This is a genomic window from Clostridium felsineum DSM 794 (assembly GCF_002006355.2).
In the GTDB taxonomy this organism is placed as follows: domain Bacteria; phylum Bacillota; class Clostridia; order Clostridiales; family Clostridiaceae; genus Clostridium_S; species Clostridium_S felsineum.
Genome location: NZ_CP096980.1, coordinates 2,365,733 through 2,379,828, shown reverse-complemented (window position 1 = coordinate 2,379,828; position 14,096 = coordinate 2,365,733). Strand labels below are relative to the sequence as shown.

The following is a 14,096-nucleotide window of genomic DNA, read 5'->3' as shown; positions in this document are numbered from 1 at the left end:
ACGTATGCATTAGCGATTATAATCTAATACATACGTCTTATTAAGCTTAATATTTTTTATATTTTATCAATATCTAATTTATTTATTGTCTTTAATAATTCTTTTTTGCTCTGAGAAATATACAAACCGGTTACCGTTAAACTATGACCTAAAAGCTGTGCTATAGTTATAGGATTAATTCCAAGGTCCGTAAGACTTTTTGCATATAAGTGTCTGAATGCATGAGCATGAGCTATGCTTTTGTCAATGCCCCTTGCTAAGCCAGTATATTTTTTTATATCATTATGTATTGTTTGCCTAGTGATACTCCCTCTTTGTCCTGTAAAAAGAAATTCGCTTGTGTTTTCTCTACATTCTAAATATTTTTGCCATTGAACTTGAAGCTTTTTAGGAATTAACAATTCTCTATACTTATTTCCTTTCCCTAAAATCGTAATGCTATTTTTGTCTATATCCTTTACTTTAATTTGAAGCATTTCACTTACCCTTGCTCCCGTATAGAATAATGTATAAAAAACAGTTACTGCCCTCACATCGTTTTTTTTAATTGCAGCTTTTATTATTCTTTTAAGATCATTGATTTCCATCATATCATTGATAAAATATTGTTTTTCTGTTTTCAGTTGTTTTATTTTCACTGCTATATTTAAATTCAACATTTCATTAGAGAATATGATTAGCTGATTTAATGCAACTAATTTTCTCTGCATTGTGCTTATTTTTAGCCCTTCGTTTTTGAGCTTTTGCGTATACTTTTTTATATCCAATTTGTTCAAATCTTTTATATCCTTCTTATAAAATAAAAAAAACTGCTTTATATCGCTTAAATAACTTTCAATTGTATTTGTATTCTTATCGTTTTCTATTAGATAATCAGTAAATTGTTCTAGAACATTTGAGTTTTCCATTAGTATATCATCCTTTGAATTATAGAATAGTTTAATTTCGATAAATTCTCCTAAAAGAACCTATTTAACTATACTATAGCTCGCACCAAAACTCAATACATAAGTTACATTATGTATTGAGTTTTTGTACGATTATCCATTTATCATTAAGTAGTTCTTAATGAATAACTTTAGGTTCTAAATATAAATATAAAATTACTTTTACTTTAATAAAGGAAATCTACATTCAATCAATTCTATTTATAATTTTTATCAACAGAATTGATTTGGTATTAATATACATATATAAGAAATGAACACAATTAATTACTTTTGTCACTATATGAAGAATAAAATGTATGATAATATATATAAATACAATTTATCCTATATAAGTACAAAAGGAGTGAAATATTAAAATGAAAATTAAAAAATATTTAATCACATGCTCATTATTTATATTAATAACCACAAGTTCAATACCTGTTTTTGCAAAAGCTTCAAATAACACAATTATGTCAAATTTTTCACCTCAAACAATTGATAACTTTTCAAACAAAACTATAACCCGAAAACAGACTACCAAAAACAATAATCAAATAAAAAGTGTTTCAGAAAATAGTTATAATGAAACAAAAGCAGTAGCTGATCAAAAAGCTTCAGCTCTGTTAAATTGTGGAGATACAAGTGTACAGTATGCTTTAATTGATAACGGTAAAATTGTACTATCTGGTAATGCAGGTGTATATTCAAAGGACAGTAACAAGGCATTAACAGCTGATACTATGTATGGTATCGGTTCTACAAGTAAAATGTTTTTAACAACTGCAGTAATGAAACTAGTAGATGAAGGAAAGGTAAATCTTGATGCTCCCGTAACAAAATATATTAAAGAATTTACAATGGCTGATAGTAGATATAAAAAAATCACTGTTAGAATGTTATTAAATCATTCTTCTGGTTTAATGGGTTCTACTACTTTAAATGCTTCTCTTTTTGGTGATAACGATACCTATAATCACGATAATTTCCTAAAAGAATTAAAAACTCAACGTTTAAAAGCAAATCCGGGAGCTTATTCAGTATATTGCAATGATGGCTTTACTCTTGCCGAAATATTAGTAGAGCATGTCACTGGTACAACTTTTACTAATTATATAAAGGATAATATTACAAACAGTTTAAAAATGAATAACACCAAAACTCCTGCTAGTGAATTTGACAGAAACAATTTAGCTAAGACATATTGTAATGGAGTATCTACTTCGTTGCCTACTGAAAATATAAATAGCATAGCTGCTGGTGGAATTTATTCAACAGCAGAAGATTTATGTACTTTTGCAACTACCTTTACTAAAAATTCAAATGGAATACTTTCAAATAAATCATTAAAAGCAATGGAAAACAAAGAGTATTTGAGAGGCCTTTGGCCAAAAGATGCTGATAGTAATTTAAATTATGGATTGGGTTGGGATAGTGTAAACCTATACCCCTTTAATCAATATAATATAAAAGCCTTATCAAAAGGCGGTGACACTCCCTTTTATCACAGCAATTTAATTGTACTTCCAGAAAAAAATATGGCAATGGCAGTAGTAACCTCTGGTGGACACAGTGGTGAGGATGAATTAGCAGCTCAAGAAGTTCTACTCTCTGCATTAAAGGAAAAAGGTGAAATTAATAAGATTATACCAGACAAGACTTTTTCAGAACCACAAAAAGCAGCTGTTCCACAGGAAATAAAAAACTATGAAGGAATGTATTTATCTGGCTCTGAAATTTTCAATATTAAAATTGACGAATCAGGGACATTAACTTTATCAGATCCTCAAAGACCACAATATGGTTCACAAACAGCTGTTTATACTAAAGACGGAAATTTTGTATCAACTGATGGTTCTATGACTTTAAGTTTTGTAAAAGAATCTAATGGGAAAATTTATGCAAAGCAAACTGGGTATGAAACCATGCCAGCTTTAGGTCAAGGTGCTGTTAATTTATATTTTGCCCAAAAAATAGATGATAACAACTTACCTAAAAATGTTTCTGATACTTGGAATAAAAGAACTGGGAAAAAATATTACTTATTAAATGAAAAATATTCTTCTATAGACTATCTTCTTTCAAGTCAATATTTAAAAGTTGATTTTATAAAAGGGTTAGAAGGATACTTTGAAGTAGATAAAATAACAGGTAAAAATTCAGCATCATCTATACTTGATGGACCAGGTATGTTGTCACGTGATCAAAGCGACTTTACATTTTATAAAAAAAATAATTTTGAATACTTAACTGGTGATGGTTATATTTATGAAGAAGAAGCTTCAATAAATACTTTGCCAACAGATAATGAGTTTAATTGTACAATTGATAAAAATGGTTATGGAAAATGGTACAAGATTGATAATTCAGAGGCCAATAAAGAAATCACTGTAGATATACCTAATAACGCAGCTTTTATAGTTTATGATAGCAACGAAAACTTAGTAAATGATTCTTTAATAACAGATAATAAAACAGTTAAATTACCTCAAAACGGTAAAATAGTATTTTTAGGTAGCCCTAAAGCTACCTTTACAGTTAAGTATAACTAATTGCTGAAAAATAATACCATTAACTAATTATCCTTGCACAGATTAGTTTCGTAAGGATAATTAGTTAATACCTACAAGGAAGGTAATCATAGTTATGAAAATCAGCACTTTTAAATGGCTTTTCAAACAAGCATTATTAAATATATATAGAAATACAACAAGTAGTGTCTCATCAGTTGTTACATTTTTATTAGCATTATTTATTTTAGAATTATCTTTTATATTATTGTGGAATATAAAAGATAATTCTATTGACTTTAAACCAGAAGTACAAGTATTTTTACAAGATAATATAAGAACTGAAAATAAGACAAAAATATATGATGATATAAAAAAATTGAATGGTGTAACTAATGTTTCTTTTCAAAATAAAAAATACGTTTTAGCTTATTTAAAAAGGCATTTAGGAAATGACTTTAAAAGCACCTCCTTCAAAGAATCATATATAGTTAAAATAAAGGAAACTAATCACATATCACTTATAACTTCTAAAATTAAAATCATTAAAGGCATAGCTGAAGTTGATGAAAACAGAGATATAAAAAGTGAACTTTCTTCAATTATTAGATTGCTTCAATACCTAGGTACACCTATTTTTATTATATTTTCAGCTATATCTCTATTTTTAATTAACAATACAATAAAACTTTCTATATATTTAAGACTTGAAGAAATTAAAACAATGAAACTTATTGGAGCAACAGAATTTTTTATTATTTATCCCCTTGTTTTACAAGGAATACTACTAGGTCTTTTAGGGTCCTCCCTATCATTATTAATAAGCTTTTTATTATATAATTTTATCTATAAAAAAATTGCATATTATTCTGTAGATATATTTTTAAAATTAATATCACCATACTCAATTATTGCAGATATTTCTTTTAAATTTATACTTTGTGGAATAATTATAGGAGCTGTAACCAGTATTTTTTCTGCCAAAAACCTTATTAAATAATTTAACTTATTAATATTTTTCTAAAATTCTTTTAAAGTTTTTTTCAATATTTTGCTTAATATATCCACACAAAGGTTTAGCACAATTAAATAAAGTTCCATACAAATTGTAAGGCATAGTGGGACATCCTCCACCACATAAGTATCTGTATTCACAAGAAGAACAATTTTCTATGTTATCAACTTTACGCTTCAAAAACATATTAGTTACATCAGAATTTTTCAATTCTTGCATCCAATTAGTTTTAAAGATATTACTCACCTTTAATTCAGGGCGTATAAGTGCTTGACAAGGATATATGTCACCATTAGAGTCAATGGCAATTTCGTTGTAACAAGCTCCACAGGAACTAGCTTTCAATAAACAATCTTCTGCGTCAGGTTCAATTACGTCTATACTAGGAATCAAATTGATATCCGAAGATTTGTTTGGAATAAACACAGCTTGCAAAAAATTAAAACCATTTAAAGAAGCGAAAGACTTTATATCTTTAAAACTAACTTCATCTAAATGAGTTACTACTGACCTTAAAGTAATTTTATATTTTTGACTACTATCTATCCTGAGTAAATCTTCTTTTAATTTCAATACATCGAGACCATTTCTAGCATTCTTTGTTTGATCAAAGGTATCAATACTAATAATAACTTTATCTAATAAGTCTAATATTTCTTGTTTTATTGAAAGCATTGTACCATTTGTTAATAATTGTAGCTTAAAATCAAAGTTTTTTAATATTTTACAAACTTCAATTATATCATCCCTTAATAGTGCTTCACCACCTGTAAGAACAATTGTTTCTACTCCTACATTTTTTAATATATTTGCAATAAAACTAATATCATTTGTATTTATGCCATCGGGTTTATTTAAATTTCTATGATTGTAACAGTAGCTGCATGATAAATTACAATGCTGAGTTATATGTAAATACACAAGTTTTAAATCTAACACCATTTTTTAATAGTAATTCATAATCCTTTTCTGTTATATTTTTCTTAAAACCAGATATATCGTTATTTTTGAAAAAATCATATACATTTTTATTTATTATACAAGCCTTATTAAGTTTATAATTATAAACTAATATTTTTCCTGCTTCTATAAAAATAAGTTCTTTTGAGAATTCCAATTAGTTAGCCCCCTCTTATATATTTAAATAAGATATTGCATATATTTTAATGCAATATCTTATTTTGTTCTAAATTCTTAACTAACTACGCCTTCACCTATATGCCAACGTCCACAATAGCAACCATAAACAGCATCTACTGATTCCATTTGCTCAGTTACTTCTATAGGAAGCTCCTGTACTTGTCCTTCTGGATTGCTCATAATATCGACTCCTTTCTTATTAAATTTTTATATTATGATTATAATTAATTAATAATCAAGTTTTAAAATAAATATTTCATTAATAATTTTAATTCTTTATAGTATTGGTAACTAAAGAAGCATTTCATTATTACTTTATATATTCTTCTATTTCTTAAAAAATCCTCCTTAATTATAAAATAATTACAAAATTATTTTATGGTTTACTTTTGCTGTTTGTTTACATAATATTTGTTATGTAACTAATATACATGATTTTACATTATAAAATGTACCCTATAGGGTATTTTTGTTATAATAAAACAAATGAAGATTGGAGTAGATTGAATGAGCATAAAGTTATTCACAAATGAAGAAATAGAAATATTATCTAAAAACAAATATGTTAAACACGTCAGCGCTAAGGGAATAACCTATACTGAGGAATTTAAGCGCATTTTTATAAGTGAGAATGAAAATGGAAAACTTCCAAGAATAATATTCGAAGAATGTGGTTTTAGTATAAGTATCTTAGGAAAGAAACGAATGCAATCATCTGCTGATAGATGGCGTTTAGCCTATAGAACCCAAGGAGTGCTTGGATTACAAGATACAAGAAAGCAAAATTCAGGAAGACCTAGTGAAAAAGAACTTTCTATAGAAGAAAAATATGAGCGTATTAAAGCACAAAATAATTTATTGAAAGCTGAGAATGAACTGTTAAAAAAGTTAGATATGTTAGAAAGAAGGATGATAAAAAAGAAATAAGCCTACCAGTTGAAAATAAGTTTAATATTATTAACTTAGTAGTTACAAAATATAAATCAAAAAATATGATCAGTTATTTGTGTAAAATAGCTGCTATATCACGTTCTGGATACTATAACTATTTCTCGTCAAAGTCACAAGGAAGGAGAAAAGAACGTAATAATAAGGCTGAGATAACGAGAGATATCATTTTAAAAGCATATAACTTCAAAGGACGTAAAAAGGGAGCTAGGCAAATAAAAGTGACATTAGAAGGTCAATTTGGAATCGTATATAATCTAAAACGTATGCGAAGGATAATGAAAAAATATGAAATTATTTGTCCTATTAGAAAAGCCAATCCATATAGAAGAATGACAAAAGCTACTAAAGAACATACTACCCTACCTAATTTATCAAACAGAAATTTCAAACAAAATATGCCTGAAAAAGTACTACTTACTGATATAACTTACTTATTTTATGGCACTGGTAAGAAGGCATATCTATCAACAATTAAAGATGGATCTACCAACGAAATTCTTGCGTACAATATTTCGGAGAAATTAACACTTAATATAGCTACAGATACGATAGACAAACTAATGAATGAAGGAGAAATCAAACTTACCGAAAATGCTTTTATCCATTCTGATCAAGGGTTCCACTATACAAGCCCTAAATTTCAAAGCTTAGTGAAAAGCTATAGTCTACTAGGACAATCCATGTCGAGGCGTGGTAACTGTTGGGATAATGCTCCGCAAGAATCTTTTTTTGGGCACCTTAAAGATGAAGCTTATATTAAAACATGTGAAACTCTAAATGAACTTAAGGATGAAATTAAAGACTACATGGTCTACTATAATAACTATAGGCATCAATGGGGACTAAAAAAGATGACTCCTGTTCAATACAGAAATCATCTTCTTGTCTTACAATGACCCTTTTTATTAATGTCCTTGACAAAGGGTACATTTTACTAATGCATGCCCTTTTTTTTATACTTATTTCCAAATACATCAACAGGTCCTATAGTTACAAGTGCATCTTCATCATGTTCATTTACTATTTTTTTTACCTCTGCTATCTCTAAACGTGATACCACAAGGTATATTACATTAGTTTCCATTCCTTTGTAAGCACCTTTTCCATCTAATAAAGTTAATCCTCTCCCTAACCTATTCATTATCTCTTCAGATATATCCTCGTGTCTTTCTGAAATAATCATTATTGCTTTGGATTCATCTATTCCTTCAACAATAATGTCTATAACTTTTACTGCTATAAAATATGCTATAAGAGAATACATAGCTCTATCCCATCCAAATATAAAACCGGCAAAAAGTAATATAAAAAAGTTAAAAAACATTACAATCTGACCAACAGAAAAACTTACCTTTTTGTCAATAATTATAGCAATTACTTCTGATCCATCTGTTGATCCTCCATTTCTAATTATTAAGCCTATGCCAAAACCTACTATTATTCCACCAAATACTGATGCTAATAGAATGTCTTTTGTTATTCCTGGAATAGGATTAAAGAAATTAACTCCTATTGAATAACAAATTACTGAAAATATAGTTGATAAAGCAAAACTTTTTCCTATTTGTTTATATCCAAATACAAAAAATGGAACATTAAGAATAAACGTAAGTATACCTAGTGGTAATTTTATAAAATGATTTGTTATTATTGAAATTCCAACGATTCCTCCATCAATTACATTATTGGGTATTAAAAATATCTCAAGTCCTATTGAATATAAAATTGATCCTATTGTCATAAATACAACTTTTGCGATAAATGAGTAAATTTGTTTTTTGGTCCACTTCATGTGTTTCTTATTAGATTTATTTTTCAAATACATATCCTCCATTACTAAACATTTTAAATTTTCACATATAAAATATAATATATTTTGTATTAGTTTATTAGAAAATCGTCATATAATTAATCTACTTATCATTAATATTAATAATATTAGCCATATCAATACAATAGGTATTGCAAAGTACCACTTTTTAGGCTTTTCCATACTCCATAAGTTTTCTGCAGCAATTCTACATTGATTAAATATTTCTTCAGGTATAAGTTTTATTGTTAATACAACAAATATTGGAAGTATTATTAGGTCATCTAATAAACCTATAACTGGTATGAAATCTGGTATAAAATCAATAGGTGATAACGCATATCCAATTGTAATACCAGCAAAAATTTTTGCAATTATTGGTGTTTCTCTCTTTTTCAAAGCAACAAATAAAGCGGGTATATCTGATTTTAATTTTTTCGCTCTTCTTTTAAATTCATTGATAAAATGGTCCAATTACAGTAACCCTCTCCTTAAAAATTCTTTTGAATCTTCTGTATTTACATTAAATACCTTTATCATTCATTTGCACCCCCAAATTATCTACAAGTAGTTTTAAATGTTGCCATTTAACCATATTACTTTATATTGTACAACATACCATAAAATAAATACTATGTCTAACCTGTTTACTAAATATACAAAATATGTTATATTATAGATGTAAATAATAATATTAGAGGCGATTTAAAATGTGATTATAAAGTATATTATGTAAAATTAAAAATTTTATTAACTTTATAGAGGCGATTTTTATGTTAAAAGATGAAGTAATTAAGCAGTTTAGTACACCATTAAATTCACCAGCATTTCCTAGAGGTCCTTATAAATTTCACAATCGTGAATATTTTAATATTATATATCTTACTAATAAGGATGCACTACGTAAAATTGTTCCAGAACCTTTAGAAATTGATAAACCATTAGTTAGGTTTGAAATCATGGCAATGCATGATACCAGCGGCCTAGGTTGTTATACAGAAAGCGGACAGGCTATTCCAGTAAGTTTTAATGGAATCAAAGGGGATTATCTTCACATGATGTATTTAGATAATGAACCTGCTATTGCTGTTGGAAGAGAGGTTAGCGCTTATCCAAAAAAGTTAGGTTATCCAAAACTTTTTGTGGATTCTGATACACTAGTAGGCACACTTGATTACGGAAAACTACGCGTAGCAACAGCTACCATGGGATACAAGCATAAAGAATTAGATATTAAAACAGCCAAAGATGACATTTGTAGACCTAATTATATGCTTAAAATAGTACCTAATTATGATGGAAACCCAAGAATATGTGAACTTATAAGTGCCACAGTTACTGATGTAACAGTACATGAGGCATGGACAGGTCCAGCACGTTTACAATTGTTTGATCACGCTATGGCACCACTTAATGATTTACCTGTGATAGAAATTGTTTCCAGCTCACATATTGTAGCAGATATAACTCTTCCTCAGGCTAAGGTTATATATAACTATTTGTAATAAACCTAATATTTAATTAAAAAGAGCACCTTATTAACTTTCTAAAATTATTAATAAGGTGCTCTTTTTATAACTTTTAAAACTAGATTAATTTTTAGCCTTCCATAACTTTAATCTTATTTGAAATTATTAAATCTGCTTCTGTAAATCTTTTAATCTCATCTATATTTGTATTACTACTAATCTCTGTTAAAACTAGACCTTCAGGAACAACTTTCATAACTCCAAGTTCTGTAATTATTAAGTTTGCCTCTGCTTTTGCCGTAAGTGGTAATGTACATCTCTTTAAAATTTTAGGTTTACCTTTGTTTGTATGAGTCATAGCTATAATTACTTTTTTAGCTCCATTAACTAAGTCCATAGCTCCCCCCATACCTGCAAGCATTTTTCCTGGTATAATCCAATTGGCTATATTACCTTCTTCATCAACTTGAAGTGCACCTAACACACTAACGTCTACATGTCCACCTCTAATTAAAGAAAAAGATACAGAACTATCGGTGAAAATACCATCTTTAGATACTGTTGTATACTGTCCTCCTGCATTTACAACATCTTTATCTTCATTTCCTGGATTAGGTTTTGAGCCCATGCCTATTATTCCATTTTCCGATTGAAAAGTAATTTTAAAATTCTTAGGAATATAATTTGCAACCATAGAAGGAATACCTATACCTAAATTAACAAGTTGTCCTTCTTTTAATTCTTTGCTAACTCTTTTAGCTATAAGTTTTTTCGCTATGCTTTTATCCTTAATCATTTATGCCGCCCCCTTTACTATATAATTTACAATAACCCCTGGAGTCGTAGTTTCTTCTTTTTCTAATTCGCTACATTTAACTAAATTTTCTGCTTCAACTATTACTATTTTAGCTGCCATTGCCATATACGGATTGAAATTTTTTGTAGTTCCTTTATAGAATATATTTCCTTCCTCATCCACGATGCTGCCTTTAACCAAAGCTAAATCAGCCTTTAACGGAAGTTCTAATAAATATTCTTTCCCATCTATAAAAATTTTCTTTTTTCCTTTCTCAACCAAAGTCCCCACTCCTGTTTGAGTAAGAACTCCACCTAAACCTGATCCACCTGCACGTATTCTCTCTATTAACGTTCCTTGAGGTGATAATTCTAATTCAAGTTGCTTATCAAAAAATTTTCTTCCTGTTTCAGGATTAGTGCCTATGTGAGATGCAATAACCTTTTTCACTTGATTATTTACTATTAATTTACCTACTCCTTTATCTGGATAACCAGTATCGTTGCTAATTATTGTTAAATCTTTCACATTCAAACTTACTAATAAGTCAATTAACCTATCTGGAGTACCACAATCACAGAATCCACCAATCATAATTGTCATACCATCCTTAAAAAGCGATTTTATTTTTTTAAATTCAACTATCTTGTTGTTCATTTTAATGCACTTCCCTTTATATTTTATAAAAACAATATTAATAAAAATATAGATAAATTATAAAATACTAACCTTTAAAACAATGTAAATACATATCTTTTATTTCGCTTGTAAGAGGAAATCTAGGATTAGTTCCTGTACACTGATCATCTAGAGCTAGTTCTGATATCTTATCCAAGGAATTATAAAAACTTTCCTCTGAGACACCTGCATCATTTATTGATTTTGGTATATTCAGTTGTCTTTTTAATTCATGTATTTTATTTATTAAGAGCTCAACTTTTTCATCATCAGTGTCTCCACCTAAGTTTATATAATCTGCAATTCTAGCATATCTAAATATTGTGTTTGGATACTTGTATTGTGGACAAGGAGTTTGTTTTACAGGATTGTTAACTGCATTAAATTTTATTACTTCTTCAATTAAAAGAGCATTAGCAACACCCCTAGCTATATTGTGCTCTGAGCTTAATTTTATTGCCATAGAATGACATAAACCTAAAAATGCATTAGCAGATGCCATACCTGCCATAGTAGATGCATGTGCCATTTTTTCTCTTGCCTTTTCATTTAACCTTCCATTATGATAAGCTTGTGGCAAATACTTAAATATTAATCTTATAGCTTCTAAAGCTAGTCCATTTGTGTATTCTGAAGCGTATACTGATGTGTATGCCTCTATAGCATTTACCAGTGCATCCATACCTGAATAAGCAGTTAAATTTTGTGGCATATTCATCATCAGTTCTGCATCTATAATTGCCATAGTTGGTGTCATTTCATAATCTGCTAGAGTATACTTGTTTCCTGTTTTATCATCAGTTACTATTGCAAATGGAGTAACCTCAGATCCACTTCCTGCTGAAGTCGTAACCGCAACTAACATAGCCTTTTCTCCAAGCTTTGGGAAACTATATATTCTTTTTCTTATATCCATGAATTTAATTGCAAGATCTTCAAACTTTACTTCAGGATGTTCGTACATTACCCACATTAACTTGGCTGCACTCATCTCAGATGCCCCACCTAGTGCTATTATAGTGTCTGGCATAAAAGATAACATTTCAGAAGTACCCTTTTTAATAGCTTTTAGACTTGCTTCTTTTTCTAACTGATTAAATACTTTAAATTCTACTCCTATACTCTCAAGTATTCTTATTATTGGCTCAACATAATTTTGATTATAAGGATCCTTGTCTGTAACTATATATGCCCTTTTTTTATTTAACTCTTTTAAGTCCCTTAAAGCAAATTGAAGACATCCGAATTTAAAATATATTTTTCCTGGCACCCTAAACCAAAGCATATTTTCTCTCCTTTCAGCTACGGTTTTAATATTTAAAAGATGTTTAGGTCCAACATTTTCAGATATTGAATTTCCACCCCAAAATCCGCAACCTAAAGTAAACGAAGGCGGTACCTTAAAGTTATACAAGTCTCCACTTGCACCTTGAGCAGTAGGAACATTAACAAAGGTTCTTACTGTTTTCATTGCATCGCTAAACTTATCTATTTTATCTCGTGCTTTTATTACATCTGCATATATACCTGACGTATGACCAAGACCCCCTAGATTTACAAGAGTCACTGCTTTTCTTAAAGCACCGTCAAAATTTTCTGCCTCATACATAGCTAGTACAGGTGATAATTTTTCATGAGCAAATGGCTCTTCTTCACCTAATGAGGTAACCTCACCTATTAATATTCTTGTAGTTTTAGGGACTGTTAAACCTGCCATTGAAGCTATTGTGTATGCTGATTGTCCAACTATTTTAGGATTTACTCTTCCATCCTTAAATATCACCTTACGCATACTATCCATTTCATCTTGCTTAATTATATAAGCACCTCTTTTTTCAAATTCATTTCTTACTTGATTGTATATGGATTTTAAAACTATTACTGATTGTTCTGAGGCACATATAACTCCATTATCATAGGTTTTAGATAAAATTATAGAACTTACAGCCATTTTTATGTGAGCTGATTCGTCTATTATTACAGGGGTATTCCCAGGACCAACACCTATGGCTGGTTTTCCTGATGAATAAGCAGATTTAACCAGTGAAGGGCCACCAGTTGCAAGAGTTATATCTGCTTTTTTCATCAAGTCTTGTGTTAATTCGATTGTGGGTTCATCGATCCATCCTATTATGTTTTCTGGCGCTCCACTTTTGACTGCTGCATCAAGTATTATTTTAGCTGCTAGTATTGTGGATTTTTTTGCTCGTGGATGTGGTGAAAACAAAATTCCATTTCTTGTTTTTAATGCTATTAAAGATTTAAATATTGTTGTGGATGTGGGATTAGTTACAGGTATTATAGCAGCTACAACACCTATGGGTTCTGCTATTTTGGTTATTCCATAAGGTTCATTTTCTTCTATAACTCCACAGGTTTTTTCGTCTTTATATCTATTGTAGATATATTCTCCTGCAAAGTGATTTTTAATTACCTTATCCTCAACCAGCCCCATACCTGTTTCTTTGACAGCTGCTTTTGCTAATTCTATTCTTGCATCAATAGCTGCCATGGCTGCATTTCTAAAGATTTCATCAACCTTTTCTTGAGAGTAGCATGAAAATTTTTTTTGAGCTTCTTTAATTAATTTGAGTCTTTCATCTAAATCTTTTGTTGTTGAGACCTTCATACATATACACTTCTTTCTAAAATATTTATTATATTTTAAAAATAATGTCTATATTAAAAATTATCAGTATAGATATTATTCTTGAAAGCCTATTAAAAGATAATTAAAGATAATAATATATAAATACACATCGTTTATTACTAATAACTATAAACTTGTGATAATAATT

The 14,096-nt window shown here is 29.1% G+C and carries 13 protein-coding genes; 4 read left to right on the top strand and 9 right to left on the bottom strand.

Features of this window, described 5'->3' with window-relative positions:
• Positions 1-56: 56 nt before the first annotated feature.
• Positions 57-908, bottom strand: coding sequence for a tyrosine-type recombinase/integrase (locus CLFE_RS11230; protein WP_077892600.1), 852 nt, complete (start codon positions 906-908; stop codon positions 57-59).
• 398 nt (positions 909-1,306) lie between these two features.
• Here CLFE_RS11230 and CLFE_RS11225 point away from each other — a divergent pair, with 398 nt between their 5' ends.
• Positions 1,307-3,481, top strand: a complete 2,175-nt coding sequence (locus CLFE_RS11225; protein ID WP_077892601.1) for a serine hydrolase domain-containing protein — start codon at positions 1,307-1,309, stop codon at positions 3,479-3,481.
• 94 nt (positions 3,482-3,575) lie between these two features.
• Positions 3,576-4,439 carry a permease-like cell division protein FtsX gene (locus tag CLFE_RS11220; RefSeq protein WP_077892602.1) on the top strand — a complete coding sequence of 288 codons (864 nt, stop codon included), beginning with the start codon at positions 3,576-3,578 and terminating at the stop codon, positions 4,437-4,439.
• Between the two features lie 9 nt (positions 4,440-4,448).
• Here the strand turns inward: CLFE_RS11220 and CLFE_RS11215 are convergent, their stop codons facing one another.
• The 3 genes from CLFE_RS11215 to CLFE_RS24265 form a co-directional block, all read right to left on the bottom strand.
• Entirely contained in the window at positions 4,449-5,393 is a 945-nt protein-coding gene (locus CLFE_RS11215) for a radical SAM/SPASM domain-containing protein (RefSeq protein ID WP_250944769.1), read from the bottom strand.
• The gene (locus tag CLFE_RS11210; protein ID WP_077892604.1) at positions 5,347-5,571 is read right to left on the bottom strand and encodes a hypothetical protein; all 225 of its coding nucleotides are present in this window, start codon (positions 5,569-5,571) and stop codon (positions 5,347-5,349) included. Before CLFE_RS11210 ends, CLFE_RS11215 begins: the two co-directional genes overlap by 47 nt.
• Positions 5,572-5,648: 77 nt before the next feature.
• Entirely contained in the window at positions 5,649-5,774 is a 126-nt protein-coding gene (locus CLFE_RS24265; RefSeq protein ID WP_284738955.1) for a hypothetical protein, read from the bottom strand.
• 327 nt (positions 5,775-6,101) lie between these two features.
• Here CLFE_RS24265 and CLFE_RS11205 point away from each other — a divergent pair.
• A protein-coding gene (locus CLFE_RS11205; RefSeq protein WP_139356085.1) for an IS3 family transposase occupies positions 6,102-7,441 on the top strand; the annotation gives its coding sequence in 2 pieces (ribosomal slippage) (positions 6,102-6,474 and positions 6,474-7,441; 1,341 coding nt in all).
• Between the two features lie 38 nt (positions 7,442-7,479).
• On the opposite strand, the gene CLFE_RS11200 is transcribed toward CLFE_RS11205, so the two are convergent.
• Both CLFE_RS11200 and CLFE_RS11195 read right to left on the bottom strand, forming a co-directional pair.
• A complete protein-coding gene (locus CLFE_RS11200) occupies positions 7,480-8,337 on the bottom strand; it encodes a YitT family protein (protein WP_077835395.1) in 858 nt (285 codons plus the stop codon).
• A 108-nt stretch (positions 8,338-8,445) separates the two neighbouring features.
• Positions 8,446-8,829 (bottom strand): YkvA family protein, encoded by a 384-nt coding sequence (locus tag CLFE_RS11195; RefSeq protein WP_432706063.1) that lies wholly within the window; start codon positions 8,827-8,829, stop codon positions 8,446-8,448.
• A gap of 299 nt (positions 8,830-9,128) precedes the next feature.
• On the opposite strand from CLFE_RS11195, the gene adc reads away from it, so the two are divergent.
• Positions 9,129-9,860 carry an acetoacetate decarboxylase gene (gene adc / locus CLFE_RS11190; protein ID WP_077892605.1) on the top strand — a complete coding sequence of 244 codons (732 nt, stop codon included), beginning with the start codon at positions 9,129-9,131 and terminating at the stop codon, positions 9,858-9,860.
• 94 nt (positions 9,861-9,954) lie between these two features.
• Here the strand turns inward: adc and ctfB are convergent, their stop codons facing one another.
• The 3 genes from ctfB to adhE all read right to left on the bottom strand — a co-directional run bounded on the left by ctfB (position 9,955) and on the right by adhE (position 13,927).
• Positions 9,955-10,620 (bottom strand): butyrate--acetoacetate CoA-transferase subunit B, encoded by a 666-nt coding sequence (ctfB, locus tag CLFE_RS11185; RefSeq protein WP_077851565.1) that lies wholly within the window; start codon positions 10,618-10,620, stop codon positions 9,955-9,957.
• Positions 10,621-11,277 carry a butyrate--acetoacetate CoA-transferase subunit A gene (gene ctfA / locus CLFE_RS11180; RefSeq protein ID WP_077892606.1) on the bottom strand — a complete coding sequence of 219 codons (657 nt, stop codon included), beginning with the start codon at positions 11,275-11,277 and terminating at the stop codon, positions 10,621-10,623. It lies immediately after the preceding gene.
• A gap of 67 nt (positions 11,278-11,344) precedes the next feature.
• Entirely contained in the window at positions 11,345-13,927 is a 2,583-nt protein-coding gene (gene adhE, locus CLFE_RS11175; RefSeq protein ID WP_077892607.1) for a bifunctional acetaldehyde-CoA/alcohol dehydrogenase, read from the bottom strand.
• Between the last annotated feature and the right edge of the window lie 169 nt (positions 13,928-14,096).

What these genes read in the sequence shown, in the direction of transcription:
- CLFE_RS11230 (WP_077892600.1), bottom strand. Translation starts at nt 908, where the DNA reads ATGGAAAACTCAAATGTTCTAGAACAATTTACTGATTATCTAATAGAA.
- CLFE_RS11225 (WP_077892601.1), top strand. Translation starts at nt 1,307, where the DNA reads ATGAAAATTAAAAAATATTTAATCACATGCTCATTATTTATATTAATA.
- CLFE_RS11220 (WP_077892602.1), top strand. Translation starts at nt 3,576, where the DNA reads ATGAAAATCAGCACTTTTAAATGGCTTTTCAAACAAGCATTATTAAAT.
- CLFE_RS24265 (WP_284738955.1), bottom strand. Translation starts at nt 5,774, where the DNA reads ATGAGCAATCCAGAAGGACAAGTACAGGAGCTTCCTATAGAAGTAACT.
- CLFE_RS11200 (WP_077835395.1), bottom strand. Translation starts at nt 8,337, where the DNA reads ATGAAGTGGACCAAAAAACAAATTTACTCATTTATCGCAAAAGTTGTA.
- adc (WP_077892605.1), top strand. Translation starts at nt 9,129, where the DNA reads ATGTTAAAAGATGAAGTAATTAAGCAGTTTAGTACACCATTAAATTCA.
- ctfB (WP_077851565.1), bottom strand. Translation starts at nt 10,620, where the DNA reads ATGATTAAGGATAAAAGCATAGCGAAAAAACTTATAGCTAAAAGAGTT.
- ctfA (WP_077892606.1), bottom strand. Translation starts at nt 11,277, where the DNA reads ATGAACAACAAGATAGTTGAATTTAAAAAAATAAAATCGCTTTTTAAG.
- adhE (WP_077892607.1), bottom strand. Translation starts at nt 13,927, where the DNA reads ATGAAGGTCTCAACAACAAAAGATTTAGATGAAAGACTCAAATTAATT.